This window comes from Cupriavidus sp. PB-02, from assembly GCF_058252315.1.
Genome location: NZ_CM177695.1, coordinates 33272 through 57985, shown reverse-complemented (window position 1 = coordinate 57985; position 24714 = coordinate 33272). Strand labels below are relative to the sequence as shown.

Annotated in this window: 26 protein-coding genes; 12 read left to right on the top strand and 14 right to left on the bottom strand. The window is 69.5% G+C overall.

Annotated features, from left to right (window positions below; all coding sequences use genetic code 11):
• Window positions 1-105 precede the first annotated feature (105 nt).
• A complete protein-coding gene (locus AC10V3_RS20965) occupies window positions 106-1011 on the top strand; it encodes a LysR family transcriptional regulator (protein ID WP_022537296.1) in 906 nt (301 codons plus the stop codon).
• A gap of 125 nt (window positions 1012-1136) precedes the next feature.
• Here AC10V3_RS20965 and AC10V3_RS20960 read toward each other — a convergent pair whose 3' ends face one another.
• From AC10V3_RS20960 to AC10V3_RS20925, 8 genes are all read right to left on the bottom strand, one after another.
• On the bottom strand, window positions 1137-1949 hold the full coding sequence (locus AC10V3_RS20960) for an SDR family oxidoreductase (protein ID WP_454752608.1): 813 nt from the start codon (window positions 1947-1949) through the stop codon (window positions 1137-1139).
• Window positions 1950-2019: 70 nt separating this feature from the next.
• A complete protein-coding gene (locus AC10V3_RS20955; protein ID WP_022537294.1) occupies window positions 2020-3156 on the bottom strand; it encodes an ABC transporter substrate-binding protein in 1137 nt (378 codons plus the stop codon).
• Between the two features lie 263 nt (window positions 3157-3419).
• A complete protein-coding gene (locus AC10V3_RS20950; RefSeq protein ID WP_022537293.1) occupies window positions 3420-3932 on the bottom strand; it encodes a hypothetical protein in 513 nt (170 codons plus the stop codon).
• A gap of 228 nt (window positions 3933-4160) precedes the next feature.
• The gene (locus tag AC10V3_RS20945) at window positions 4161-5600 is read right to left on the bottom strand and encodes an acetate kinase (RefSeq protein ID WP_022537292.1); all 1440 of its coding nucleotides are present in this window, start codon (window positions 5598-5600) and stop codon (window positions 4161-4163) included.
• A gap of 75 nt (window positions 5601-5675) precedes the next feature.
• Window positions 5676-6593 carry a hypothetical protein gene (locus AC10V3_RS20940; RefSeq protein WP_041681652.1) on the bottom strand — a complete coding sequence of 306 codons (918 nt, stop codon included), beginning with the start codon at window positions 6591-6593 and terminating at the stop codon, window positions 5676-5678.
• 10 nt (window positions 6594-6603) lie between these two features.
• Window positions 6604-7302, bottom strand: a complete 699-nt coding sequence (locus tag AC10V3_RS20935) for a C39 family peptidase (protein WP_041681651.1) — start codon at window positions 7300-7302, stop codon at window positions 6604-6606.
• Window positions 7302-7736, bottom strand: a complete 435-nt coding sequence (locus AC10V3_RS20930; protein WP_022537289.1) for a hypothetical protein — start codon at window positions 7734-7736, stop codon at window positions 7302-7304. The genes AC10V3_RS20935 and AC10V3_RS20930 overlap by 1 nt, the downstream gene beginning before the upstream one ends.
• A 186-nt stretch (window positions 7737-7922) precedes the next feature.
• Window positions 7923-9461, bottom strand: coding sequence for a hypothetical protein (locus AC10V3_RS20925; RefSeq protein WP_022537288.1), 1539 nt, complete (start codon window positions 9459-9461; stop codon window positions 7923-7925).
• A gap of 707 nt (window positions 9462-10168) precedes the next feature.
• On the opposite strand from AC10V3_RS20925, the gene AC10V3_RS20920 reads away from it, so the two are divergent.
• The 4 genes from AC10V3_RS20920 (at window position 10169) to AC10V3_RS20905 (ending at window position 13984) form a co-directional block, all read left to right on the top strand.
• Window positions 10169-10951: a GntR family transcriptional regulator gene (locus AC10V3_RS20920; protein ID WP_022537286.1), complete on the top strand. Its 783-nt coding sequence runs from the start codon at window positions 10169-10171 to the stop codon at window positions 10949-10951.
• 100 nt (window positions 10952-11051) lie between these two features.
• Window positions 11052-12104 (top strand): tripartite tricarboxylate transporter substrate binding protein, encoded by a 1053-nt coding sequence (locus tag AC10V3_RS20915; protein WP_022537285.1) that lies wholly within the window; start codon window positions 11052-11054, stop codon window positions 12102-12104.
• Entirely contained in the window at window positions 12101-13414 is a 1314-nt protein-coding gene (locus AC10V3_RS20910; RefSeq protein ID WP_022537284.1) for a 3-isopropylmalate dehydratase large subunit, read from the top strand. The genes AC10V3_RS20915 and AC10V3_RS20910 overlap by 4 nt, the downstream gene beginning before the upstream one ends.
• Window positions 13415-13465: 51 nt before the next feature.
• Window positions 13466-13984 (top strand): LeuD/DmdB family oxidoreductase small subunit, encoded by a 519-nt coding sequence (locus AC10V3_RS20905; RefSeq protein ID WP_022537283.1) that lies wholly within the window; start codon window positions 13466-13468, stop codon window positions 13982-13984.
• A 36-nt stretch (window positions 13985-14020) separates the two neighbouring features.
• Here AC10V3_RS20905 and AC10V3_RS20900 read toward each other — a convergent pair whose 3' ends face one another.
• Window positions 14021-14716 (bottom strand): phosphoribosyltransferase, encoded by a 696-nt coding sequence (locus tag AC10V3_RS20900; RefSeq protein WP_041681889.1) that lies wholly within the window; start codon window positions 14714-14716, stop codon window positions 14021-14023.
• 329 nt (window positions 14717-15045) lie between these two features.
• On the opposite strand from AC10V3_RS20900, the gene AC10V3_RS20895 reads away from it, so the two are divergent.
• Window positions 15046-15240 carry a hypothetical protein gene (locus tag AC10V3_RS20895; RefSeq protein ID WP_022537281.1) on the top strand — a complete coding sequence of 65 codons (195 nt, stop codon included), beginning with the start codon at window positions 15046-15048 and terminating at the stop codon, window positions 15238-15240.
• Here the strand turns inward: AC10V3_RS20895 and AC10V3_RS20890 are convergent.
• Window positions 15219-16151: a LysR family transcriptional regulator gene (locus AC10V3_RS20890; protein ID WP_022537280.1), complete on the bottom strand. Its 933-nt coding sequence runs from the start codon at window positions 16149-16151 to the stop codon at window positions 15219-15221. The genes AC10V3_RS20895 and AC10V3_RS20890 overlap by 22 nt on opposite strands.
• 174 nt (window positions 16152-16325) lie before the next feature.
• On the opposite strand from AC10V3_RS20890, the gene AC10V3_RS20885 reads away from it, so the two are divergent.
• Window positions 16326-16784, top strand: a complete 459-nt coding sequence (locus AC10V3_RS20885) for a nucleoside deaminase (RefSeq protein WP_490923986.1) — start codon at window positions 16326-16328, stop codon at window positions 16782-16784.
• Window positions 16777-18009 (top strand): cyanate transporter, encoded by a 1233-nt coding sequence (locus AC10V3_RS20880; RefSeq protein WP_022537278.1) that lies wholly within the window; start codon window positions 16777-16779, stop codon window positions 18007-18009. Before AC10V3_RS20885 ends, AC10V3_RS20880 begins: the two co-directional genes overlap by 8 nt.
• 18 nt (window positions 18010-18027) lie before the next feature.
• Here the strand turns inward: AC10V3_RS20880 and cynS are convergent, their stop codons facing one another.
• Both cynS and AC10V3_RS20870 read right to left on the bottom strand, forming a co-directional pair.
• Window positions 18028-18471: a cyanase gene (cynS, locus tag AC10V3_RS20875; RefSeq protein ID WP_022537277.1), complete on the bottom strand. Its 444-nt coding sequence runs from the start codon at window positions 18469-18471 to the stop codon at window positions 18028-18030.
• 78 nt (window positions 18472-18549) lie between these two features.
• On the bottom strand, window positions 18550-18687 hold the full coding sequence (locus tag AC10V3_RS20870) for a hypothetical protein (RefSeq protein ID WP_349605179.1): 138 nt from the start codon (window positions 18685-18687) through the stop codon (window positions 18550-18552).
• A gap of 509 nt (window positions 18688-19196) precedes the next feature.
• On the opposite strand from AC10V3_RS20870, the gene AC10V3_RS20865 reads away from it, so the two are divergent.
• The 4 genes from AC10V3_RS20865 (at window position 19197) to AC10V3_RS20850 (ending at window position 22491) form a co-directional block, all read left to right on the top strand.
• The gene (locus AC10V3_RS20865; RefSeq protein WP_022537275.1) at window positions 19197-19319 is read left to right on the top strand and encodes a hypothetical protein; all 123 of its coding nucleotides are present in this window, start codon (window positions 19197-19199) and stop codon (window positions 19317-19319) included.
• A gap of 61 nt (window positions 19320-19380) precedes the next feature.
• On the top strand, window positions 19381-19698 hold the full coding sequence (locus AC10V3_RS20860) for a YXWGXW repeat-containing protein (protein WP_022537274.1): 318 nt from the start codon (window positions 19381-19383) through the stop codon (window positions 19696-19698).
• 747 nt (window positions 19699-20445) lie between these two features.
• Complete coding sequence (locus AC10V3_RS20855) at window positions 20446-21426, top strand: response regulator transcription factor (RefSeq protein WP_022537273.1); 981 nt, start codon at window positions 20446-20448, stop codon at window positions 21424-21426.
• A 117-nt stretch (window positions 21427-21543) separates the two neighbouring features.
• Window positions 21544-22491, top strand: coding sequence for a glycosyltransferase family 2 protein (locus tag AC10V3_RS20850; protein ID WP_022537272.1), 948 nt, complete (start codon window positions 21544-21546; stop codon window positions 22489-22491).
• 138 nt (window positions 22492-22629) lie between these two features.
• Here AC10V3_RS20850 and AC10V3_RS20845 read toward each other — a convergent pair whose 3' ends face one another.
• On the bottom strand, window positions 22630-23655 hold the full coding sequence (locus AC10V3_RS20845) for a GNAT family N-acetyltransferase (protein ID WP_490923985.1): 1026 nt from the start codon (window positions 23653-23655) through the stop codon (window positions 22630-22632).
• Window positions 23652-24686, bottom strand: a complete 1035-nt coding sequence (locus tag AC10V3_RS20840; protein ID WP_022537270.1) for a hypothetical protein — start codon at window positions 24684-24686, stop codon at window positions 23652-23654. Before AC10V3_RS20840 ends, AC10V3_RS20845 begins: the two co-directional genes overlap by 4 nt.
• Window positions 24687-24714: the final 28 nt, after the last annotated feature.

The window sequence follows — 24714 nt, the reverse complement described above, 5'->3', positions numbered from 1 at the left end:
CAGGTTGGTAGCAGGGGTAGAAGCCATTCTAGGGCGGCGACGTCCAGCCAAAAAATGGATTATTTGGATTAATCTATCGACTTGCTGGATAAGTGCATTTTGCCCATGAACCTGTCGGTCAAGCACCTGCGCGCCTTTGTGGCGCTGGCTACCTACCGCAACTTCACCCGCGCGGCGCGCGCCTGCCATCTGTCGCAGTCGGCGTTCAGCGCGCTGGTGCAGACGCTGGAGGAGCAGGCCGGCAGCCGGCTGTTCGAGCGCACCACGCGGCACGTGGAGCTGAGCAGCGACGGGGTGCGCTTCGAGCAAACCGCGCGCCGGTTGCTGGCCGACTTCGAGACCGCGTTCGAAGACTTGCGTGCGCACGCCGAGCGGCGCAAGGGCCGCGTGTCGATCGCGGCATTGCCGTCGCTGGCGGGCGGCGACCTGCCGCCGCTGCTGGCGCAGTTCCACGCGCAGTATCCGGGCATCGTGCTGGAGCTGTTTGACCAGCTTGCCGACGGCTGCATCGAGCTGGTCCGACAGGGCCGCGCCGACTTTGCGCTGACCCCGGCGCCGGCACAGGACGACGACCTGCGCGTGGAACCGCTGGTGCGAGACACCTTCCACTTGGTATGCCCGGCGGACCATCCGCTGGCGCGCAAGCGACGCATCGAGCCCCAGGCGCTGGCGGGCGTGCCGTTTATCCAGCTGTCGCGCACGACCAGCGTGCGCCAGCACCTGGATGCGGCGCTGCACCCGTTGCGCCTGAACAGCGTGATGGAGGTAGAGCACCTGGCGACCGTGGCGGCGCTGGTGCAGGCCGGCCTGGGCGTCAGTGCCGTGCCCTCGCTGGCGCTGTTCCAGTTCCGGCGCGAAGGGCTGGCGATCCGGCCGCTGCAGCTGCCGTCACTGGTGCGCGATATCTGCCTGGTACGGATGAAGGACCGCGGCGACTCTGCCGCCGCGGCTGCGATGATCGAGTGCCTGCAAGCGTTCTATAGCGGCGGCAAGCCATCGGCGCGGCGCTGACAGCCCTCGGATCGGGTACGCAGAATTGGGTACGCTTTTGTTTTTTCGCCTCGTCATCGCAGGCGCCCGCCCTCTCCCCCGGCCCCTCCCGCACGCGGTAGAAGGGGGGAAAAACCGGCTGCGCTTCAGAAGTGCCCGAGGTAGCCGCCATCAACGGCCAGCACATGCCCAGTGATATAGGACGCCGCCGGCGAAGCCAGGAACACCGCTGCACCCGCCACTTCATCGGGCTGGCCCCAGCGGCCCAGCGAGGTGCGCTGGCGCAGCCATTCGGCCACGCTCTCGTCCTCGACCATCGGCTGGTTGGGCTCGGTGGCGAAGTAGCCCGGCGCGATCGCGTTGACGGTGACGCCGTAGCGGCCGAGGTCGGCGGCCATCGCGCGTGTCAGTGCGTCCAGGCCGCCCTTGGTGGCGGGATAGAGCACATCGCCGGCGCGCGCGACCTGGCCCGCGATCGAGCTGACGTTGACGATGCGGCCGTACTGCCCGCGGCGCATGCGCTGCGCGGCAAGGCGGCACAGCGTATAGGGTGCGACCAGGTTGGTCTCGAGCATGGCGCGCAGGTCGCCGGCATCCAGGTCGGCCATGGTGCTGCGATTGCGCGCGCCGGCGTTGTTGACCAGGATGTCGAGCCGGCCGTGGGTGGTGTCGATGCGCTCGAACGCGGCCGCGACCGCGACCTCGTCGGTGATGTCGAGCACCAGCGCCTCGGCGCTGCCGCCGCGCGCGGCCAGCTTGGCGACGGCATCCTGCACGCGCTGCGCATTGCGCGCCACGACCAGCACATGCGCGCCGGCATCGGCCAGCCCGGCGGCGATCGCCAGGCCCAGGCCCTGCGCGCCGCCGGTCACCAGCGCGACGCGGCCATGCAGCGAGAATTGGGTACGCGCGGCGCGGTCGGGCACGCCGGCATCGGGGGATGGAGTAGAGGTAGCCATGCGGGCGAATATACCGCAGCAGTCCGGGCAGCGCAGCGCCGCCCGGACTGCCTGCAATCGCCCCGCCGTTTCAGCGGATCAGCTTGCCGGTGGACGAGACGATCGACATCTCGACAAACGACGAGCCGGTGTGCCGCGTCGGGCTGTAGCTGATCAGGATGCCGCCGAGATCGTAGTCGCGCATGCCTTCGAGCGCATTGACCAGCCGCTCGCGCGTCAGGTCGGGACCGGCGCGGCGCAGCCCTTCGACCAGCACCTTGGCCGACATGAAGCCCTCCATGCCGGCGTTGGATGGCTCCACGCCCTGCTGCTTGGCCAGGCTGCGGTATTCGCTGGCCAGCGTCATCTGGCTGGAGTTGGTGCCCGGCACCACCTGCGTGATGATCAGCCCGCGCGCATCCGCGCCCAGTTCGCGGATAAACGAATCGGCGGCATTGTTGGACAGCGTGACGAACTGCGCCTCGCTGCCGGCACCGCGCAGCTCGCGGATGATGCGCGCCGCCTCGGAGCCCGAGCCGATCACCAGCACCGCCTGCGGGTTGGCCTTGTGGATGGCGGCCACGCCCTGGCTGATGTCGCCCATCGGCCGCGCGAAGGTTGCGGTGGCCGCCGGCTGCACGCCACGCGCCTGCAGCGCGCTGTTGAAGCCTTCGAGCACGTCCTTGCCGAAGCCGTCGCCGGCGTAGAAGATGCCAATGCGGCTCATGCCCGACGTGGCCAGGTGGTTGATCGCGCGCGCGACCTCGTCCTGGTATTTGGCGCGCACGTTGAAGACGTAGCGGTTCACCGGCCGGTGCAGCGTGATGGCGCCGGTGAGCGGCGCCACCAGCGGCACCTTGTGCTCGGCGATGATGGGCAGGATGCTTTCGTTCTGCGGCGTGCCGCGCACCATGAAGAGGGCGAACACCTTGTCCTCGTCGATCAGCTTGCGCACGTTGTCGGGGGTGCGCTTGGCATCGAAGCCGTCGTCGTAGGTCACCAGTTCAATGCGCCGGCCCGCCACGCCGCCGCTGGCGTTGACGGTGCGCAGGTAAACCTGCGCGCCGGCGATTTGCTCCTTGACCGAACCGGCCACCGGACCGGTAACGCCCGCGGACTGTCCGATGCGGATAGTGGAGCGTGTCACGCCCGGTTCCGCCAGCGCCGCCTGCGCAGCCCATCCCAGCGTGGCGGCCAGCATGCCGCACGCGATCCATTTCGCCTTCATTGTCTTGACCCCTCCGCCCTTGTGGGCTGATCTCATAGTTGTGTCGCGGCGCGCGAAGCACAGCGGTGCGCCGTCATGCAAATTACCGCATGCGCTACGTCGGGGCAAACCTGAGAAGGGGGGCTGTTGCAGCAGCATCACACCGGAACCGCCTGACGGTTCCGGCGTGAGCAGGGGCGCGCTATAGGATGCGCGTCAGAACGCGCCGCACGGGCGCGCGGAAAGACATGCAGGACAGCAAGAACAAAGCAAACCAGCGCCGATCAGGGGAAAGCCGGCACCGCCGGATCCAGCCCGGCAAAGCGTGCTTCCGGATGGGCATTCTGCAGCAGCGTTTCGACCTCCTCGACACGGCTGCGCGGCACATCCAACATCAGCAGGATCTTGCCTGCCTCGATGTCCTTCTCGAACGCGCGCAGCCGGCTGTTGGGCGCCGAGCTGCCGATCATGCTCGCGGCCCATGCGCCGAACACCGCGCCGAGCACCGCCAGCACGCCGACCAGGCCCCACTGCGGGGTGTCGCTGACAATCGGGAACATTGCCACCACGGCACCTGCCACGACGCCGACGCCGCCACCCACCACCAGGCCCATCTCGGCGGCATGCACGATGTCAGAGGTCTGGAACAGGTTGGCTTCGTGCAGGCCCGTCATATCCGCACCGTCCCGCGCCACGAAGTGTATGTGGCGGTTCTCGATGCGGGCGAGCAGCAGGTCGTCCATGGTGCGGCGGGCACTCGCCAGGTCGGGCAACAACCAGAAGATGCGTTTGCGCATGTCTCTCTCCTTTTTCAGGCCGCGGCCGCTGGTGTGGGTGAACCTGGGTCCGGAATGTACCGCTGGCGGCGCGGGGTTATTTCTTTGTACGCCGTTCATGGGGCAAGCGCAAGGCGACTCTCCGCGTGCACACACGCTGCGCGCGGATGTGACGCGCACGTGTGCCCCGCGCAGGCGGGGCACACGTCACGTCGTCTAGCCAAGGAAGGGAATTGCGGCGCCTGCGCCTCAGAAAGTGATCGGCAGGCGGAGGTTGACTTGCAGGTCTGGCGTGTCGCGGGTCAGGCCAGCACCCACCGACAGGTTCAGCGTATAGCGGTTGTTGAAGCGGTACGAATACCCCACCAGCAAGGTGCCCTGGGTTACGCGCACCGAACCCGGCACGGTCTGGCCGTTCTGCTTGGTCGGCCAGATGATGGCCTGGTCATAGCCGATACTGAACGAGGCCTTCTCGTTGAGCGACAGGCCCATGCCGAAGCTGAACTCGAAGATATCCCCCGGCGCGATCTTGCCCAGCGGTTCCTTCTCGCCGTTGAGCACGGTGCGGCTCACGTTGTCGCGCGCAAAGTTGTGCAGGTAGCTGAAGGTGCCGAAGAACACCGCCGGGTCGGTCGGCAGCAGCCAGGTGATGCCGGGCTGGATCGCCTGGAAGCCGGTGCCGGTAGGCAGCCCCAGCGGCAGGCCGGTGCCAGTGGCATTGCCCACGCAGCGCGTCACGCAATCGGTCACGACCTCGAACGGGTCCTTGCCGGTCGCGGACTTGTAGCGCAGCCAGCCGACGAAGTATGGAATCTTCTCATTGCCGTAGTTGAGCTGGTAGCGCACCGTCGCTTCGACGTCGCCGATGCCGCTGCCGCTCGCATTGAACACGCGGTCGACGGCCGTGCCGGTGAATACCTCGCGGCTGACGGTCTGGCCCGATGAATGCACGTAAGGCACCTTGGCTTCGATTTCCAGCCGCTTGGTCAAGCCGTAGCGAAACGCGACCGACGGGATGTAGGTCGAGGTCTTGACCTCGCGCACATCGATCAGGCCGATCAGGATGGCCGGGATGACCGTGTAGCCGACCAGCGCGACGCGGTTATTGGAGGAATAGCCGTACTGGAAGCCGGGCTCGATCACCAGCTTGCCCTGGGCGGTCAGCACGCCAGGCTGGTCGATGATCGGTGCGATCTCGGGCGGACGGCGGTCTTCCTCCGGCGGGCGGCCCACGGGTTCTTCCAGGGCCACGGTCTGCCCGTCGGCGGACTCGCCCGCCTGCGGACCCTGGGCCATGTCCTGCGGTGGCTGGAGAATGATCTGCTGCGGGTTGTTGACCGCGTTGGGCGCTGACTGCGTGGCGCTGGCAGCGGCCGCCGCGGTGGCGGCGTTGGTGGCATTGTCGGACGGCGACACGCCGGGCCCCGCGCGCTGGCCGCCGCGCTTGTTGGCCAGCACCTCGGTGCCGATCACGTTGCGCAGCTCGCGGATCACCGCCTCCTGTTCGGCCAGCGCCCGCTTCATGGCGTCGAGCTGGGTGGCCTGGTCGGCGAGTTCCTTCTGCAGCGCTTCCAGTCCGGCTGCGGCTGGTCCCGCATCCGGCGGCGTCTGGGCCTGCGCCAGACCGCCGAGCAACAGTAACGTCGAGCATCCCGCATTGCGAATGCCCTGCATCGACCGCTTCTTCATGACGTCTTCCTCCCCCGGGACGGCAAACTGTTGTGCAGGAGTCTGCGACCTGTACTGCCTCATGCCTCGCTACGACTACCTCATGCTTGCGGCCCGCATCAGCGCACTGTTCAGCGCGGTGTTGGCCAATTGCGACCGGAATGCCTGCAGCGTATTCACGCTTGCGTCGATTGTCATCAGGCTCCGGATGCTCTGGTTGTTCAATGTGTTCTGGATCACCGTCGTGGGCGTACCCGCCAGCGATCCGACCGCTGCCGCATTGCCCGGGCCGTTCTGGATCACGTTCAGGAGCCCGTTGGTAAGCACCTGGCCCGTGGCCGTGGTTACGGTCGTGCCCGGCAAGCCGGCCGCACCGCTGGCGCTCGAACTGGCCCCGGCCGCGCCGGCGCTGGCCGCGGCACCGCCATTGGCCGCCACCGACGCGGCGCCACTGGCGCCCGCTGCGCCGCTTGCCGACGCCGCGGCGCCTGCACTGCCCGCGCTCGCGCCATCCGCGCCCAACTGAACCCCAGCCGTCACCGGATTGGCCGCCATCGCGCTATTGACCGCGGCATTGGTGCTGGCAACGATAGCGGGCCCGAGCGCCGTGGCAAGCTGCGCGGCCTGGTCGGCGGTAATGCGGCCGACATCGGGGATGTTAATGGTGGTTGCGACGACCAGGGCCCCGTTCAGGTACACCGCGCGTTCGATACCGAACGAAACCTGCAGGCCCGGCACCTCGAAGCCGCCCCGCATCTCGTCGAGCTTCTCCTTTGCAACCGGTTTCCAGCCGGCCATGCTGCCGCGCGCGGCAGCCAGAGGGTTTTGGTCCGGGTCACGGGCGGAACTGGCCGCCTGCGACGGCAGCGCCGACGCGTCGAGGGCGTCGGGCTGTGGCAGATCGCTGGCCTGCGCCGCGCCGGCACAGACCATACCGGCGCCCAGCAGCATGGCAACGGCCGCTGAAACGGCGCTGCGAGGGGCTGCTGGGGCCGGGAAGGAAGTCTGCAACATGATGCGTTCCTCAGAAATCGCTAACGCCATGCTTGGGCATGACGGTGAAGAACAGGCTATCCCGGTTGACTCCCATCCAGTAAGGGCCGCTTGGCGCGACGCGCCAGTCGGCAGCCAGGTTGAACCGCGCCTTCTCCGTGCGGTTATGGATCACGAACAGCAGCTGGCTGTCCCAGATCGTCTCGAAATGCTCGCGTGACATGGCGCGTGTGCCGCGCGCGGGATCGCCGACCAGCACGCGATTGCCTTTCACGCCCTTGACCACCACGAAATGGTGATAGCCGTTTTCCACGATCAGCACGATGGCGGGCACCTGCGTTTCTTCCAGCTTGGACAGCGGCAGTTCATAGCCGTCGGCCTCGTAGCCGAGCGCGGCCAGGAAGCGCTTCATGTCCAGCAGCGAGAACCCCTCGGCGCGAATCTTCTGCTGGTCGCCGTTGAGGTACATGTTCTGGAACACGGTGGCCTCGTTCATCGGATGGCCGTACTGGTAAGTCAACAGCGTGGCCACCGCGGCCGAGCCGCAACTGAAATCGTATTGCTGGCGGATCGTGGACTTGAAGCGCGCCTCGCGAACACTGGTGACCCTGACGCTGTAGGGTTCGCCGACCGGGCCGTAGAGCACGGTGTCGGCCGCCTGCGCGCAAGGGATAGCCCCCGCGGCCAGCAGAAACGATACAGACGTCAACAACCTTCGCAGCGGCATCATCATTTGAACTGGACGTTGACGATGGTGGCGTTCTGGATCAGCACGTTCGAGCCCGAGTTCTGGATCGCGGTTGGAATCCCCGCCGCGTTCGCGAAAGCCCCGTCCGTGATGTTGTTCGCGCCGGACAAAATATTGACCGCGGCGTTGTCGGCCACGGTACCGTGCAGGCGCATGTCGTTCACCGTGACCTCGGCGCCACCACGGATGTCATCCAGTTTAGACGCAGGTACAGCTTTCGCCACCCTTCCGAACAAGGTGGTCTCGGCCGCTGGTGTCTGCGCGTCCGTGGCTGCCGTTACCTGGGCACTGCCCGAGGCGGTGCGCGCGGCTGCCATGGCGGCTTCCAGCCCTGGCGGCTCAGCGTGAGCCTGCAGCACTGGCCAGGCGAGTAAGACCGTCGCGAATGTCCCGACGGCGAAGCGGACCGATTGCATGGTGTCGTCTCCCTTTGCCCGCGAGCCGCTCCCATCCGGGCGGCTGCAAGGCAATTAGGCTTGCATAGGCATGACAGGGCCCGGGCGCCCGCACACAGGATGCGGGCGCCGGTCCTGCCGGCTTGACGTTGAAGCTTCAGGCCCGTCCCTTGCCCGAAGGCTCAGGACGGGCCAGGGCTGCGCGTCTTACCTGCCCGCGTTGACGTTGGCCTGCACGTTGACGCCTTGCTGCACCAGCGACGAGGCTCCGCTGTTCTGGACCGCCATCATGATGCCCGCCGCCGTCTGACCGACGCTGGTCATGGTGTTGGACATGTCGAAGGTGCCTGCGGTCACGTAGTTGTAGCCGCCAGCGCCACCAGTACCGCCCGCGCCGCCGTTGCCGACGCCGCCAGCACCACCAGTACCGCCGGTCGCCGCACCGCCGGCTCCGCCGGCACCGCCGGCGCCGCCGCTGCCCGTGGTGGCGCTGCCGTTCGAGGCTGCCGTGGTGGCCGAACCTGCGGTGGCCGAACCGCCAGCGCCACCGGCGCCGCCCGATGCGGTCTGCGTTCCGCCGGCACCGCCAGTCGCCGTGCCTGAGCCGGCCGTTGCCGACGAGCCTGCCGTGCTGCCGCCACCGGCACCGCCAGTGCCGCTGCCGGCACCGCCGGTTGCGCTCGCGCTGGAGGTTCCGGCACCGCCCGCACCGCCGCTGGCGCCCGCTGCGCCGCCCGTGCCAGTGCCTGCGCCCGCCGTGCCGGCTGCGCTCGAGGACCCTGCGCTGCCACCCGCGCCGCCATTGCCAGTGCTGTCGGCACCGCGACCGTCGGCACTGCCGCTGCTACCGCCCCCACCACCGGCCGTACCGGCAAGACCGCCCAAGGCACCGCTGGCGCCCAGGCCGCCACCGCCGATCGCACCGGCACCGCCACCCTTGCCGCCCGCGCCAAGCGAAGCGCTCAGAGCGCCGCCGCCCTTGCCAGAGGCGTCACCGCCGCTGCCGCCCTTGCTGCCCGCCGCGCTAAGCGCGCTGCCGCCCTTGCCATAGGCGTCGCCGCCATTGGCGCCCCAGTTAGAGGCCTTGCCACCGTTGCCGCCATCGCCGGCCTTGGCCCAGCCGCTCTTGGCATCACCAGCGCTGGCGCTGCCGTTGGTTGCCGTGGCGCTTCCACCGACTGCGCCGGTAGCGCCGTTTCCGCCCTCGCCGCCGTTGCCAGTGCCGCCGTTGCCACCCTCGCCACCCTTCCCGCCGAAGCCGGTCCCACCGTTGGCGTTACCGTGGTTCGAGGCATAGTTGCCGATGTTGTGGACGTAGTTGTTGGCCACCGTGCCACTCAGCTTGCTGAGGGCAATTGCCGTGGTCTTGTTGAAGGAGCTGGCGATGCTGGACGATGCGGAACCGCCCACCGCAGCGGCGGTCCCGATACCGTCAGCCGAAGCCTTCAGGCGGTTGTCGGAATTGGTCTTGGTCTTGTTGTTCGAGCTGGTCTGCGACTTGTCGACAGCAATCCCGACCGTGGTGGTCTTTGTGCTCGTCTTGGTGGTCGTGCTGCTGTCATTCTTCTGGACAGCGGTCGAATACTCGTTCGCTGCCGCGCCGCTGCCACCCTGCGACGAGGTCGCCGTAGCGGTTTGGTTGTTGTCCCCACCGCCTCTCACTTCCTTGTTGTTATTGGTCGGATTTGCCCATGCCGTTCCCGCAAATGCCATGGCGATTGCCGACGCCAGTAAGGTCTTTTTCATTCCTAACTCCCAGGAGAATGTCACAGTGTCACAGCGGCTCAGCCTCCGGCCGGCGCTCCGCGGAACGACGGCTGGAGGTTCAGGTCCGGCACCTGCCAAACCAGCCTGCCCTTGCGCATAATCGGTGCCAGCTTCGCCACCTGCGGCGGCAATCCCTTGTAATACAAGGACTGGCCGGCGACACGCGGGGAACTTTCGGGCGCCTGGCACGATCTATTGGGCCCTCGCTGCTGTGCACGGCAGACGACATGTCACACCGCTGTGACACGGCCACCCCCGCCACATCGGGGGTACGCCCGGATCACCTGAAAAAGGCCTTAGATTTCAGTGCCTTACAGCAATACTCAGGATTTGCCCGAGCCCTGCGGCCGCGTATCGACGCTGAAACATCGCTCCCGGGTGCCGTCGCCGCCGCCCATGTGAGGCGCCCCACATTGCCCGCATGTCCGTTTTGCGCCGCCCGGCGCCCAGCCCTTGCGGCGCCCCGGCAAATTCACACCCCGGGCCGACGCAGTGGCACAAGCGTTACCTCGCCCGTACCTGGCCTGTCTGTCGTTTAACCCACGAACGCAGGGATGCACCGCTGCAACACCGCGACGCACGCGTTGTGTCGGAAGGGCCTCAGCGTCTATCCTTGCTAGGCTCTATGTCTGATTTAAAGTACATTAGAGGCATTGCAGACTTGTCATCTCTCCACAAGGGAAACCATGAGTGAAGCCGTCGTTCCCCTGTATCACCAGATTTACGTGGTACTGCGCCAGCAGATCGTAGAGGGCCGCTTCGGCCAGGGTCCCTTGCCGGGCGAGATCGACCTGGCCAAGCAGTTCCACGCCTCGCGCGTGACCATGCGGCGCGTGTTCGACCGCCTGGTGCAGGAGGGCCTGGTGCGCCGCCACCGCGGGCTTGGCACCTTCGTCAACCCGCACCCGGTGCGGCCCGCGGGAGCGAGCGAGGACCGCAGCACCAGCCTGCTCGACAACATCATCGACATGGGCCAGAAGACGTCGGTGAAGGTGATCTCGATCGACGAAGTCCATGCCACGCCGGACGTCGCCGAGTCGCTGCAGATCGAGGCAGGCGACCCGGTGGTCAAGATCGTGCGCGTGCGCCACTACCGCAACCGGCCGCTGTCGCATATCACGGTCTACCTGCCGGCGGAACTGGGCCGCCCGATCACGCGCAAGGCCCTGGAAGAGACGCCGGTGCTGCGCCTGCTGGAAGCCGGCGGCGTCAAGCTGGGCCGCGCCAGCCAGGTGCTGTCGGCGCGCCTGGCCGACGTGGTGGTGGCGCCGCTGCTGGACGTGCCGGTCGGCGGCGCGCTGCTGGCGGTGCGCCGCGTGGTCAAGGACCAGGCCGGCCGCCCGGTGCAGTTGCTGCTGGGCCAGTATCGCCCCGACCGCTACGAGTACCGCATGGAACTGTCGCCGGCCGGCGTGGACAGCGCCAACGTCTGGGTGGAGAGCGAAACCCGCCCCGGCCTGCGCGACTGACATGCCCGCCCCCGGGCAGTGCCGGCGCCGGATGCGCCAGACCTCGCTGATCCGGGCGATACTGCGCATTCCTGATCACATCAAGCGAGGAGCCGCCGTCATGCCAGTGTTCCGCCTGGTCCTGTCCAATCCGACCTCCGACCCGACCGGGTTGTCATCGAGCCACCGCCGCGCCGCGGTGCGCCGCCTTGCCGGCATGGCCGGCGCTGCCGTGTGCGCGCTGGCGCTGCCGCTGCCGGCCGCGGCACAGGGCACGCAGATCGCCGGCGGCAAGCCGATCCGGATCCTGGTGGGCGCGCCGGCCGGCGGCACCACCGACACACTGGCGCGCACCATCGCCCAGGAAATGACCCAGGAACTCGGGCAACCGGTGGTGGTGGAGAACCGCCCCGGCGCCGGCGGCAATATCGCCGCCGACCTGGTCGCCAAGAGCGCGCCGGATGGCAGCACGCTGCTGATGAGCTTCACCAGCCATACCATCAACGCCACGCTGTACAAGAAGCTGCCGTTCGACCCGGTGCAGGACTTCACCCCGGTCACGCTGGTAGCGACCGTACCCAGCGTGCTGGTGGCCACACCGCGGCTGGCCGCCAACAACGTGCCCGAGCTGATCCGCCTGGCGCGCTCGCAGCCGGGCAAGCTGAACTTCGCCATCGGCTCGGTCGGCTCGTCGCTGCATATGGCCGGTGACATGTTCAAGATGATGACTGGCACCTACATCGTCAACATCCCGTACAAGGGCACGTCGCCCGCGCTCACCGACGTGCTGGCCGGCCAGTGCGACCTGATGTTCGCCAGCACCATCAACGTGCTGCCGCATGTGCGGGCCGGCAAGCTCAAGGTGCTGGGCGTGACCAGCCCCGCGCCGCTGCCGCAGTTCCCGGGCGCGGCGCCGATCGGCGCCACCGTCAAGGGCTTCGAGTCGAGCGCGTGGTTCGGCCTGTTCGGGCCCGCCGGCATGCCGGCCGAGGTCACGCAGGCGCTGTACCAGGCCGCGCGCAAGGGGCTGGAAGCGCCCGCGGTGCGCAAGCGCCTGGAGAACGACGGCGCGCAGCCGATCGGCATGCCGCCCGAGGCCTTCGCCGCGTTCGTGAAGCAGGACGTCAAGCGCTGGGCCACCGTCGTCAAGTACTCGGGGGCATCGCCGGAATGAGCGTTACCCCTGCGGCCTCACCCGAGGCCATACTCCCGGCCACGCTGGCACAGAAACTGGTGGCGCGCGCCGCCGGGTTGCCCTACGCGCAGGTCGGCACCGTGGTGATCTGCCGCGTCGACCTGGCGATGTCGCACGACTCCAGCGGCCCGCGCCGCGTGGCGCCGCTGCTGGAGGAGCTGGATGTCGGCGTCTGGGACCCGTCGCGCTACGTGGTGGTGACTGACCACTTCGTCCCCGGCGGCGATGCCCAGGCCGAATCGATCCTGCGCTTCACGCGCGACTGGACGCGGCAGTCGGGCGCGCACTTTATCGACGCCGAGGGCATCTGCCACGTAGTGCTGCCCGAGCGCGGGCATGTGCTGCCTGGCCGCCTGATCGTCGGCGGCGACAGCCACAGCCCCACCGGCGGCGCCTTCGGCGCCTACATGTTCGGCGTGGGCGCGACCGAGATGGCCGGCGTACTGGCCACCGGCGAGATCTGGCTGCGCGTGCCGGATACCATCCGGCTGCAGTGGGACGGCCAGCTCGCGCCCGGCGTCTGCGCCAAGGACATCATGCTGTTCCTGTGCGCCAGTCTGGGCCTCGGCGGCGGGCGCTACGAAGCACTCGAATTCACCGGCAGTGCCGTGGCCGCACTGCCGATGCAGGAGCGCATGACCCTGACCAACATGAGCGCCGAACTGGGCGCGCAGACCGGGCTGGTAGCGCCCGACGCCGTGACACTCGACTGGCTGGCGCAGGCCGGCGTGCCAGCGCAGACGCTGGCGGACATCGATCTCGCGCACTGGCGCAGCGACGCGGATGCGCCGGTGCTCGCCACCCACCGTTTCGACGCCGGCGCGCTGGCGCCGCAGGTCGCCGCGCCGCACTCACCCGCCAACAGCGCGCCGGTGGATGAGGCCGCCGGCGAGCCGGTGCAGATCGCCTACCTGGGCGCCTGCACCGGAGCCAAGCTGGAAGACCTGCGCATGGCCGCGCGCGTGCTGCGCGGGCGCCGCGTGGCGCCTGGCGTGACGCTGCAGGTGGCACCGGCGTCGCGCCGCGACCAGCTGCAGGCCGAGCGCGAAGGCACGCTCGGCATCCTCACCCAAGCCGGCGCCACGCTGCTGCCCAACGCCTGCGGCGCCTGCGCCGGCTATGGCGCATCGCGTTTTCCCGCGGGCAGCCGCGCCATCGCCTCAACGGCGCGCAACTTCTCCGGCCGCATGGGCGACGCCGGCAGCGCCGTCTGGCTGGGCTCGCCGATGACGGTGGCCGCCAGCGCCGTCACCGGCCGCATCACCGACCCGCGCATCCTGCTGGAGTAACGCCGCGGGCCTGAATTCGTGCCCGCCGTGCGCGGGCCAGACCTTTCTTGCATGACTTCCCCCATCGCCCCCGCTCCCGCTCCCATCGCCGCCGGCCGCATCTGGCGTTTCGGCAACAATGTCGACACCGATGCCATGGCCCCCGGCGTGCTGATGAAATCGCCCCTGGCCGTGCTGGCCCGGCATTGCCTGGCCTCGCTGCGTCCGGAATTCCCCGCGGACGTGCGCGCCGGGGATGTGCTGGTAGCGGGCACCAACTTCGGCATCGGCTCGTCGCGCGAGCAGGCGCCGCAGGCGCTGCGCGAACTGGGGGTGGGCGCGGTGGTGGCGCAGTCCTTCGGCGGGCTGTTCTATCGCAATGCCATCAACCTTGGCCTGCCGGTGCTGGTGTGCGCCGACACCGGCAGGCTGGCCGACGGCGCGCACGTCGTGCTGGACCTGGACGCGGCCCGGCTGCGCCTGGACGACGGCAGCGAGGTCGCGTGCGAGCCCATTCCCGCCTTCCTGCGCGAGATCCTGGCCGCGGGCGGGCTGGTGCCGCACCTCAAGCGGCGTCTGGGCAAGGCCTGAGCACATGCCTGAGCACCTCGCCCGCAGGCGCGCGCCTCAGCCGGTGCGCGGCATGGCGGCCTGGCGCAACAGGCTGAGCGCCTCGTCGTCGCTGGTCTGGGAGAAATCCAGGTAGAAGGCGCCGACCGCGCCGAAGTTCGGCGGCGTGTTCAGGCAGATGATCTCGTCGGCGGCCGGCTGCAGGCTGGCGAGCCCGTCCTGCGAACCCACCGGCGTGGCCGCCACCACGCGCGCGGCCCCGGCCATGCGCACGCCCTCGAGCGCGGCGCGCATGGTGGCGCCGGTGGCCACGCCGTCATCGACCACGATCACGGTACGCCCGCCGCGCGCCGGCACCGGTGCCCCCCCGCGGTAGCGCTGCTGGCGCCGTGCGATCTCATCGAGCTGGCGCCCGCGTTCGGCATCGAAACTGCCGCTTTCCACCGCGCGCCGCGCCCAGGGATCGTCGTTGACCACGGTATGCGGGCCGCCGCCCGCGGCATCGCCCTCCACCACCGCGCCGAGTGCCAGTTCCGGGTAGCCCGCCGCGCCGATCTTGCGCACCAGCAGCACGTCCAGCTGGGCATCGATCGCACGCGCGACTTCAAAGGCCACTGGCACGCCACCGCGCGGCAGTGCCAGCACCAGCGCGGGCTGCCCGAGCTGCGCGGCGCCGAAGCCAAGTTCGGCCAGCCGGCGGCCCAGATAGCGGCCAGCCTCGCGGCGATCGGCAAAGCACGGTGGCAATGTCAACATGGCGCGCTCCCGGAAGTCCGGCGCCGTGACGCCGGCTAAGTGGCTGTCGAGGCCCGCACCGCCACGGCGGCGGCGCGGCGCAGGCGGCCCTTTGCCAATATAGACCTTGCCGGAGAAGGCGTAGGCGCAACCTGACGGTATGCCGCATCCGCGTGCAATAGCGCGCAAGTCACTTAGATTGAACGCGATTTCGCAACAGTGTGTTTTGCCGGGGCCGGCTGATCTTCCTGCGCTGCAGCATTAAGATTGCCCCATGCGATTCCCCCGGGAACGCCGCCCATCCGCTGTTCGCCGGGCATGATACCCGGCCCCTGAATGAGCCCGACATGACTTCGCAAGCCAACGCACGCGCGCACCTGGCGCACCCCGATCACAACACCGCCACGGAAGGCAACCCCGGCGCCCTGACCATGCCCGACATCCCGTTCGGCTCGCTCGAAGCCGCCGCGATGGCCGAGCTGCCGTACACCTTCCGCCCGGCCGGCACCTGCACCCGCTACTACAACGAGTTCTTCGGCTGAGCCTCGCGCCGGACCTGGTGCGGGATCTCATGCGCTGATTCGCCCGCGGGCGCCATCACGCGCTCGCACAGCGCGGCCAGCCGCGCCGCCATGTCGCGCGCCGGGGCCGGCAGGTCCGGTTGCGCGTGCAGGCTCAGCTCGATCTCCGGCACCGCGGCCGGCCAGCCGTCGTCCTCCAGCACCCGGTGATGGGCGCTGGCCAGGCGCCGTGGCAGCAGCGTGATGCCGAGCCCGTCGGCCACCGCCGCCAGGATGCTGGCCAGGCTCGCACTGACGAAGGCCACGCGCCAGCGCCGCCCGCCGGCGTCGAGCGCGTGCGTCATCTCGCCGCGGTAGAGCCCGCCCACCGGAAACGCCACCAACGGTACCGGGTCGCGCGCCACCGCCGGGCGCTGGCGGCTATCGATCCAGCACAGCGGCTCCGGCCAGCTGGCCAGGCCGGTGGCATGCCCGACGCGCTGCTTGACCAGCACCAGGTCCAGCTCGCGGTCCTGGAAGCGCTGCCACAGCTCGTGGCTCATGCCGCTGGTCACCTCCAGCCGCACCCCCGGCCAGTCGTCGGCAAACCCGGCCAGCACCGGTGTCAGCGGCCGCGCGGCAAAGTCCTCCGGCACGCCGATGCGGATCTCGCCCTGGCCCGCGCTCTGGCGCAGTTGCCCGACCGCTTCGGCCATCAGTTGCTGCAGGCGGCGCGCGTAGCCGAGCAGGCGCTCGCCCTCCGGCGTGGTGGTGACATAGCGCCCGCCGCGGTCCAGCAGTACGCAGCCGAGCTGCTCTTCCAGCCGGCGCACCTGCTGGCTGACGGTCGACTGCGTCAGGTGCACGCGCTGCGCGGCGCGGGTAAAGCTGCCGCTTTCCGCCACGGCGACAAAGCTCTGCAGCAGCACGGGATCGAGGTGAGGGTCCTGCATCGGCGATCCATTGGGTTTTCCACTGCCGGCGATTTCATCATTTAATTTCCCAATTACCAAGCCCCGGCGTACAGTGGGCTGCCCTCGCGCGACGTTCGACCGCCTGCGGGACCTACCTGCCAAAGCCATGCCGCGCGCCCGCGCTGCGAGCATGCACTCACTTTTGTCCGGATCATGACCACTCACCAGGAATTCATGCGCGAGGCAGTCCGCCTTGCCGAAGCCAACCGTGACCGTGGCGGCCGCCCCTTCGGCGCCGTGCTGGCGCTCGACGGCAAGGCCGTCGCCACCGGTGTCAACGACATCGTCCACAGCCACGACCCGACCACCCATGCCGAGATGGAGGCCGTGCGCGCCGCCGCGCGCAAGCTCGGCCGCCCGGACCTGCGCGGCAGCGTGGTCTACGCCAGCGGCCATCCGTGCCCGATGTGCCTGACGGCGATGACCATGGCCGGCGTGCAAGCGGTCTACTACGCCTTCGACAACGACGACGCCGCGCCCTACGGCATGTCCAGCGAGGCCACCTACCAGGCGCTGCGCCTGCCGCTCGACCCGCCCCCGCTGCCGCTCACGCGCGTGCCGGTCGATCTTTCCGCCGCGCAGCTCTACGGCACGCGCGCCCCCCGTGGCTGATGCCATCGCAAACGCCCCGGCGGTCCGGGCCACGCCGCGCTGGCTGGTGCTGGCCGCGGTGGCCGGCATCGGCCTGAACCTGCGGCCGTTCCTGACCGCCGTGGGCCCGCTGGCGCCCGCGATCCGCGCCGGCACCGGTCTCAGTTACCAGGGCATGGCCTGGCTGACGCTGCTGCCGATGCTGCTGATGGGGGTGGGCGCGTTCTTCGGGCCCGCCATCCGTGCCCGGCTGGGTGCGCGTGCCGCGGTGCTCGGCGCGCTGGCGCTGCTGGGCGCGGGCTGTGCGCTGCGCCTGGGGGTGGCCGACGGCACGCTGCTGATCGCCTCGGCGGCGCTGTGCGGGCTGGGCGTGGCGGTGGTGCAGGCGGCGTGCCCGGGGCTGGTCAAGCAGGAATTCCCGGAGCGCGTGGCGCCGGTGATGGGGCTGTACTCGGCCGCGCTGATGGGCGGCGGCGCGCTGGGCGCGCAGCTCTCGCCCTGGGTCAGCACGCAGGCCGGAAGCTGGCGCGAGGCGCTGGCCTTGTGGGCCGTGCCGGTGCTCGCTGCGCTGGCGCTGGCGTGGGTGGCACTGCCGCGGGCCCTGCCAGCCCGGGGCGCATCGCCGCTGCGCCCGCCAAGTGCTGCGCGCGCCCTGCTGCGGCGCCCGCGCACCTGGCTGCTGATGCTGTGCTTCGGCGTGATGAACGGTGGCTATGCCTCGCTGGTGGCGTGGCTGGCGCCCTTCTACCAGGGCCACGGCTGGAGCGCCCCGGCCAGCGGCGCACTGGTGGCGCTAATGGCGCTGGCGCAGGCCGCCGCGGCGTTGCTGCTGCCGGCACTGGCGGCGCGCCGCGCCGACCGCCGGGCGTGGATGGCCCTGGCGCTGGCCATGCAGGTGGCCGGCTTCGGCGGGCTGGCGCTGTGGCCCGATGCCGCCCCGCACGCCTGGGCAGTGATCGGCGGCGCGGGCCTGGGCGGCTGCTTTGCGCTGTACCTTGTGGTGGCGCTGGACCATTTGCCGGATCCGGACAGCGCCGGCGCGCTGAGCGCGCTGATGCAGGGCGGCGGCTTCCTGCTCGCTTCGCTGGCACCTTGGATCACCGCCATGCTGCAGGCGCGCACCGGCGGCTTTGCCGCCGGCTGGTGGTACCACCTGGGCTGCGCCGCGCTGGTGGGCGTGCTGACGCTGCGCCTGGATCCGGCGCGCTACGGCAGCGCCTATGCGATGCCGCGGGCCGCGGGATAAGCCGCGCCCGCCCCGGCTTCAGTAGGTCTTGTAGGGCAGGAACTTGCCCGACATCTCGATGCGCACCCGGTCGCCGTTGGGATCGGCTTCGCGCTGCAGGTCCATGCGGAAGTCGATCGCGCTCATGATGCCGTCGCCGAACTCCTCGTGGATCAGCGCCTTGAAGGTGGTGCCGTAGACACTGATGAGTTCATAGAAACGGTAGATCAGCGGGTCCGCGGGCACCTGCGTCGGCAACGAGCCCTTGTAGGGGACCTCGCGCAGCCACGGCTCGGCCTCGGGCGGCAGCCCGAACACCTCCATCACCGCGCGCGCCCCCGCTTCATCGAATGCCATCTGGCCCAGGCACGCGGCCGTCGTCCATTCCTTGCTGCGGCCGACGCGTTCGGCCACCTGGGCCCAGGTAATGCCGCGTGTGACCTTGGCTTCGATGATAAGGTCGGTGACGTCGCTGCGGTTCATGCTGCCTCCGTGACAATGGGGTGGTTGGGTTGAGCCACTCGGATTGCCGCGGCGGCGGGCCGCGCGAACCTCCCGACATCAGCGTGTCAGCGCTGTCTCGACGACGGCCGCGGCATCCGCGGGCGGCATCTCCTGCGGCAGCGCGAACAACGCCGCGGCGGGCGGCGACAGGCCCTGCAAAAACTGCAAGGCAAGCACGATGAGCATGACCGGCATGGCGCCTCCTTCAAGCACACGTGGCAACTTCCCGATTGGCACAGCCGGCAGCGCAAGCTTCATGCCATTGACGCGGGCGTTCCAGCGCTCGCACTCGCACCGAACACGCACCGCACCCGCACCGCACCCGCACCGTTTCCAGCGCAGCGCGAGCCATGCCGATGCAAGCCGCACCGTTATAGCGTACCCGTTTCTGCGTGCTATTTGCAGGCGCCCGCTACAGGTGCAACGCGGCGCGGGCCGGCCCGCGGAAGCGGCGCTGCCTTGCGAGAACTATTTCCGATGTAACGTCACATTACCTTCCGCCCGCCGCGTCGCAGCCGCGCCCCGGCGCCGCCACCTTACCCGCAATGCCTTGTGGCACAAGGGTTCCCGGCCGATGCCCCGGGCCGCCCCGCGCTCGCGGGCGCCCTGGGTCCATGTGAGACAGCCTTACAAGTGCAAGCACCCGGTGCCGGGTCCGCTCGCTACATTGAAGCCGTGTCCAACGCGAACCCGCAGGAGCCCGAATGAAACGCACCCTCTCCCTGATCGTGCTGCTGTCCACCACGGCCGCGCTGCTTTCCGCCTGCATCGTGGTGCCGCCGCGCGGCGGCCCGCCGCCCCGCTACCACCACTACGACCGCTACTGATTCACCACGGCTTGAACCTGCCGAGCGCAGACCCGAACCACGCCCCCCAAGGAGAACCCAAATGAAACGCCAGCTTCTGCTTGCCGCAGCCGTCCTCGCCACGGGCGGCGCCTTCGGACTGATCGCCCCCGCCGACGCGCAACCCGTGATGGTCGCGCACGGCTACGGCCCGCCACCCCCGCCGCCGCGCTACGAGCCGCACCCGGCCGCGCGCCGCGGCCAGGTCTGGGTGCCCGGCCACTGGGTCGCCAGCGACGGTCGCTATGACTGGCGCCGCGGCTACTGGCAGGCGCAGCGCCCCGGCTACCGCTATGTGCCCGAGCGCTGGGTGCGCGGCCAGCGCGGCTGGGTCATGCGCCCGGGCTACTGGGCCCGCTGAAGCGGCCCAGCGAGGCTTGCGCGGCAAGCGCGCAGGAAGCGCAACAGGGGCAGGTCAGGGCTTGCCGCCCCTGCCCCGCCGACAGTTGGTGGCAAGCCCCGCGCCGGCCAGTGCGGCCGGCGCCGCAAGGCTCATCCCGTGGTTGGAGACGCCTCTCATCCAGAAGCACTAGGCCATGCGCCCGAACTGCCGCAAAATCAGGCAGATTCATTTCGAGACCTTGTATCAGGCCCGAGTTTCATAATTGCGCCACCCGCATGCCAGATATATTACGTACACCCCACGATGGGGTTAGAAACCTCGCTAACCGGGGGCTCTGATAATGCGATCTGTTTCAATGCTGCAACCGTTCAAAATCGATGTGTCACATCGATGAAACCACCGCAACCCCGCCTCAGAGCGTCGTTTGCGGAACTTTGCATGGCGCATTCGGGTGATTTCTTAAAGGATTATGACCATCCTGTCATTTCAACCCTGTCTCGTCCAAAATCCGCTCGCTTGCATTCCATTCCACCAGCCCATAAGATGAATTTAAGCCGATTTGGGAGCGAGAATCTTTCGGGTTCGGGTTCGGGTCAACCTTCCAGCCGCCGACAAGTTCCATCCAGAAGAACGGGACTGCCGGAGCATGGAAGCATGGGGGTCATCACACGCAGACAGCCACCACCGGTGGCTGCTGTTCGGTAGTGCACTCCCATACGCAAAAAGCACCCCGCGTCCGCCCCCGAGTAAACGGGGAGTGAAGTCATGAACGCGTTGCTGATCGAGGAGCATCCATTGCTCCGGCTTGGGCTGTTGCAGATGCTCGAGAACATCCAGGAATCCGCCCAGGTTGCGGCCATTGCGCCCGCGGACATCGCCAGGCTGGAGGCCCGGCACCACAATGCAGACCTGCTTGTGTTCGGCATGCCCGCCGACACGGCGCCCGGCTGGGAGCAGCTGGAACGCGCCCGTGCAGCGCTGTCACCGCAGCGCATCCTGATCCTGGCTGACGTGCTGCCCTTGCACGTGCCCAACCCTGACAGCGCGCGCGGTGTCTGCGGCTGCCTGCCCAAGTCCGCCTCGCTGGCGGTGATCGAGGCCGCCATCCGGCTGGCGGTGTCGGGCGTGCAGGGACTGCTGTTCTCGGCCGAGACCGGCGCCATGCCCTCGGCCTCGCGCTCGGCCATGCCGGCGGTGCAGTCGCTGGCGTCGGCCGCGCCGCTGCCGCTCAGCGCATCGCTCCCCACTGCCCTGCAGTCCGAACCGCTCTCGCTGGTGGCCTGCGCCGGCACGCCGCGCGGCGCGGCCCGCGCCGCGGTGGCCGTGCGCGACCTGACCGGCCTGCGCCCGGGCCAGCCGCTGTCGGCGCCGGCCGCAGCGCCAGCATCCGCTGCCAACGCCGCGCCGCTGGTCGAGGAAGAGCCCAGCTACGACGAAGCCGAGATGCTGAAGATCACGCCGCGCCAGTATGAGGTGCTGGTGCTGCTGGCGCGCGGCTACCCGATCAAGACGGTCAGCCGCATGCTCAATATCTCGGTGGCCACGGTCAAGAGCCACGCCTGCACGCTGTACCAGCGCCTGAAGGTGCGCAACAAGGGCGAGGCCGTCTACGCCGCCCTGCAGCGCGGCGCGACGCTGGAGTGGGTGAGCGGCGACGAACGCTCCACGCGCGACAGCAGTGCGCGCCCGGTGGTGGCGCCGCGCACCGGCGAGACCGCCTTCCAGGCCGCGAGCCAGGGCCTGTAACGGACAGGGCCGGCCACGACCGGCACCTGCCATTGCATCACCGTGCCGTGCCGTACCGCGCAACAGACGCGGCCGGCTCGGCACGACCGGTGAAACCAATCCGGAAGGGGGTCAACCATGCCGGCCAGTACGTTCCTGCCCACGTTCTCGGTGTGCATCTGCACGCGCGACCATCCGCAAGGGTTACACCGCACGCTGCGCTCGGTCGCCGCATCGACCATGCCGCCGCACCAGCTCATCGTGGTCGACGACAGCAGCAACTATCAGACGCGCGAGATGGTGCGCCACGGCTTTCCCGATATCCCCGACATCCCTGACGTGCTCTACCTGGAAGGCCCGCGCCGCGGCGGCGCGGCCAGCCGCAACCGCGCCCTGCGCGGGGCCACCGGCTCGCACGTGCTGTTCCTGGACGACCGCACACTGCTGGGGGCGACCTTCCTGCAGCAGATGACCGACCGCATTGCCGACGACTACGTGCACCGCGCCACCTCGGGCTGCGCCGCGCCGCTGATCCTGACCGGCACTGACGTCTGCCAGGGCCAGCGCGGCAAGCCGCGCAAGGCGGCGTTCCTGGGCTATCCGTCGCAGGACTACCGCTACGGCGAGCGGCTGTGCTCGGTGGTACTGCACAGCACCGTGTTCCCGCGCGCGTTGTTCGACCAGGTCACGTTCGACGAGCAGCTGGCGGCCGGCTATGAGATCTGCGAACTGGCCAGCCGCGCGGTGTTCGAGTTCGGGCACCGGATCGAGCTGATGCCGAGTGCGGTCAACCAGCATGCGGCGGTGCCCGCGGTGGAAGAGGCCGCGCCGGCGTGCGAGGCCTCGCGGCTCTATGTCACCTATCGACGCTACGGGCGCAGCCAGCGCCGGCATGTCAAGGCGGCGCTGTACCTGATGGTGGCGTTGCCGCATGTGCTGGCGCGCAATGTGCGCGGCGCGGGCTGGCACGGGACGGTGCCGGCCTGGGCGACCGCGCGCCAGCTGTGGGAGATGCTGCGCGCACGGGATGGGCGGTATGAGGGTGGAGGCGAACACGGCAGCCGCTTGCCCGGGTCGATGGCCTGAGCTGCCGCAGCCGTGCCGCGGCCCGGGAGCGTACCCGTTTCTGCGTGGCTCGCCGGTGGCAGGGCGTGCTTTGACGGGCGTCGGCTGAGGAGGGCGCGCTGCCGCAGGCCCATGGCAGCCACGCCTGACAGCTACCCCCTACCGCCGGTACGCCGGGAAATACCCTCTCAGATCCTCCAGCTCCCGCCCCTTCCCACCCCTGCACAACGCCGCATATCGTCGCGGATCCACGATCAACCGCTGCGTGCGGAACACGTGGGTATCCGGGGAGAACCCCCGCTTGAAGCGGAACAGCGAGTCCTGCACCTGTCCGCCGCGCCCGCCACCAAGGTTCAGCACCCGGTAGCCCTGCTCCCGCCCCCAGGCGCGCTGCGCATCGATCAGCAGCTTCAGCGGCTGCCGGTGCAGGCAGCGTTCGTCCGCGCCGTACAGGTGCCCTTGCAGGATGCCGACCGACGGCGCCACCGTCAGCAGCGCCGCGCCGATCACCGCGCCCGCCTCCTCGGCCACGAACAGCCGCAGGCACGGACCCATTTCACGGCACAGGGTCTGGTAATAGCGCTCGTCGAAGTGGTAGTACGCCGGCGCCTCGAGCCGGTGCATCGACTGGGTGTACAGCGCGACAAAGCGGCCCAGCGCGACGAACGACTCGTCAATGCGCACCGTGACCCCCGCGCGCTGTGCCTTGTTGATGTCGCTGCGGTGGCCGTGCGCGGTGTCACGCCAGTGCTCGGCCTCGCTACGGGTCAGGTCGACCGATACCGTCAGCCCCTGCTCCACTACCTCGCCCACGGCGCTGCGCCAGCCGGCATTCAGCAGCGGGTGCAGCCGGATAAACCACGACACGCAGCCGGCCCTACGCAGCATTCCCACCGCCTGGCGCAGCGCCGCATCGGCAAAGTCCTGGGTCGCACTTGCGCTGAGGATCGGGCCGCCGTAGCCGTAGGGCGAGACCGCGTCCCAGCTGCCGCCGTCGAGTTCGCGCCGCACCAGCGGCACCAGCAACTCCGCATCGCCCTCGGACGCGTACAGGCCCCAGGCCGTGCCGCGGTCGCCATACTCGGCCGCGCGCAGCCAGCCGGGCGTGTGGTAGCAGTCGTGCGCGCAGCGGCGCAGCACTGCTGGCCAGGCCGGATCGGATGTCGCCAGCAGCCGGACCTTCATGCCGGGGCGTCCTGCATGCACAGGCCGGCGACCGTCTGCGCCACGCACGCGATGGCCTGCACGCCATAGCGGTAGTCGACATGGAGCGCCAGCAGCTCGCCGGACAACGCGCGGTGCGCGGCCGGCACGCCGTCGCGCTCCACCGGCCACAGCACCGCCGGATAGATGCGCGCGGCGATCAGCGCGGCGCGGCAGGCCTCGCGCGCGGCGCGCGTGGCGAAGCGCAGCATGGGGTAGGCCGGTGTGCGCAACAGCGTCACGGGGCGGTCGGGTCCGCACAGTGCGGCGAGGCGTGCGCTGAAGATGGCGCCGTTCTCCAGCCGGCGGCGCCGCAGATGGTGCAGGTCGATCGCCGGCGCCAGCGCCCGCGTGAGTGCGCACGGCCCGGAGACCTCGCCCGCGCGGCCGAGCGCGGCCTCCACGTCGCGCGCCAGCGCCAGGTAGCGCGCCTTCTCCAGCGGCGCGCCGCGCAGCCACGCTTCTTTCATCGCCATGGCCGCGGCCAGACGCGCGGCCAGCGCCACGTGGGTGTCGGTCGGGCCGGGTTGCGGCAGGCGCTGCCCACCGGCCGCGCACGCAATACCGCCGTCGGGCAGCGGCAGCGTCTTGCGCAGCGAGGCAAACACATAGTCGGGCGTGCGCGCGTAGGTCCATGGCGCCAGCCAGTCATGGGTGCGGTCCAGCACCACCGCGCCGCCGCTGACCTGCACCGTGCACGGCATGCCGAAGTACTCGACCACCACCGCGGCCTCGTCCTCGCCCAGCCGCAGCGCGGTACCGGGCTCGAACGGCGCATGCGGGTACATGCGCACGTCGATATCCTGCGCGCTGACGTCGGTCACGTCATGGCAGTAGTACGTCGGCAGGTACAGGCGCCGCCAGCCGCGGGCCTTGCCGTGCGCCACGACCGCGCGCAGCGCGTCGCGGCCGCAGCCGTAGAGCGCGGCGTCGGGCGGCACCCAGGGCGGCCCGCCCGTGGGTACGGCCGAGTCCAGCGCGAAAAATGAGCCGAATTCCGGGGCACAGTCCATATCTGTCTACCTCTCTCGTCCTCCCCGC

Bases quoted from the DNA above. Each gene is read 5' to 3' on its own strand.
- AC10V3_RS20855 (WP_022537273.1), top strand. From the start codon at position 20,446: ATGAACGCGTTGCTGATCGAGGAGCATCCATTGCTCCGGCTTGGGCTG.
- cynS (WP_022537277.1), bottom strand. From the start codon at position 18,471: ATGAACCGCAGCGACGTCACCGACCTTATCATCGAAGCCAAGGTCACA.
- AC10V3_RS20925 (WP_022537288.1), bottom strand. From the start codon at position 9,461: ATGAAAAAGACCTTACTGGCGTCGGCAATCGCCATGGCATTTGCGGGA.
- AC10V3_RS20895 (WP_022537281.1), top strand. From the start codon at position 15,046: ATGACTTCGCAAGCCAACGCACGCGCGCACCTGGCGCACCCCGATCAC.
- AC10V3_RS20860 (WP_022537274.1), top strand. From the start codon at position 19,381: ATGAAACGCCAGCTTCTGCTTGCCGCAGCCGTCCTCGCCACGGGCGGC.
- AC10V3_RS20905 (WP_022537283.1), top strand. From the start codon at position 13,466: ATGACTTCCCCCATCGCCCCCGCTCCCGCTCCCATCGCCGCCGGCCGC.
- AC10V3_RS20955 (WP_022537294.1), bottom strand. From the start codon at position 3,156: ATGAAGGCGAAATGGATCGCGTGCGGCATGCTGGCCGCCACGCTGGGA.
- AC10V3_RS20915 (WP_022537285.1), top strand. From the start codon at position 11,052: ATGCCAGTGTTCCGCCTGGTCCTGTCCAATCCGACCTCCGACCCGACC.
- AC10V3_RS20965 (WP_022537296.1), top strand. From the start codon at position 106: ATGAACCTGTCGGTCAAGCACCTGCGCGCCTTTGTGGCGCTGGCTACC.
- AC10V3_RS20845 (WP_490923985.1), bottom strand. From the start codon at position 23,655: ATGAAGGTCCGGCTGCTGGCGACATCCGATCCGGCCTGGCCAGCAGTG.
- AC10V3_RS20940 (WP_041681652.1), bottom strand. From the start codon at position 6,593: ATGTTGCAGACTTCCTTCCCGGCCCCAGCAGCCCCTCGCAGCGCCGTT.
- AC10V3_RS20945 (WP_022537292.1), bottom strand. From the start codon at position 5,600: ATGAAGAAGCGGTCGATGCAGGGCATTCGCAATGCGGGATGCTCGACG.
- AC10V3_RS20920 (WP_022537286.1), top strand. From the start codon at position 10,169: ATGAGTGAAGCCGTCGTTCCCCTGTATCACCAGATTTACGTGGTACTG.
- AC10V3_RS20935 (WP_041681651.1), bottom strand. From the start codon at position 7,302: ATGATGCCGCTGCGAAGGTTGTTGACGTCTGTATCGTTTCTGCTGGCC.
- AC10V3_RS20870 (WP_349605179.1), bottom strand. From the start codon at position 18,687: ATGCCGGTCATGCTCATCGTGCTTGCCTTGCAGTTTTTGCAGGGCCTG.
- AC10V3_RS20840 (WP_022537270.1), bottom strand. From the start codon at position 24,686: ATGGACTGTGCCCCGGAATTCGGCTCATTTTTCGCGCTGGACTCGGCC.
- AC10V3_RS20950 (WP_022537293.1), bottom strand. From the start codon at position 3,932: ATGCGCAAACGCATCTTCTGGTTGTTGCCCGACCTGGCGAGTGCCCGC.
- AC10V3_RS20885 (WP_490923986.1), top strand. From the start codon at position 16,326: ATGACCACTCACCAGGAATTCATGCGCGAGGCAGTCCGCCTTGCCGAA.
- AC10V3_RS20890 (WP_022537280.1), bottom strand. From the start codon at position 16,151: ATGCAGGACCCTCACCTCGATCCCGTGCTGCTGCAGAGCTTTGTCGCC.
- AC10V3_RS20960 (WP_454752608.1), bottom strand. From the start codon at position 1,949: ATGGCTACCTCTACTCCATCCCCCGATGCCGGCGTGCCCGACCGCGCC.
- AC10V3_RS20865 (WP_022537275.1), top strand. From the start codon at position 19,197: ATGAAACGCACCCTCTCCCTGATCGTGCTGCTGTCCACCACGGCCGCG.
- AC10V3_RS20930 (WP_022537289.1), bottom strand. From the start codon at position 7,736: ATGCAATCGGTCCGCTTCGCCGTCGGGACATTCGCGACGGTCTTACTC.
- AC10V3_RS20910 (WP_022537284.1), top strand. From the start codon at position 12,101: ATGAGCGTTACCCCTGCGGCCTCACCCGAGGCCATACTCCCGGCCACG.
- AC10V3_RS20850 (WP_022537272.1), top strand. From the start codon at position 21,544: ATGCCGGCCAGTACGTTCCTGCCCACGTTCTCGGTGTGCATCTGCACG.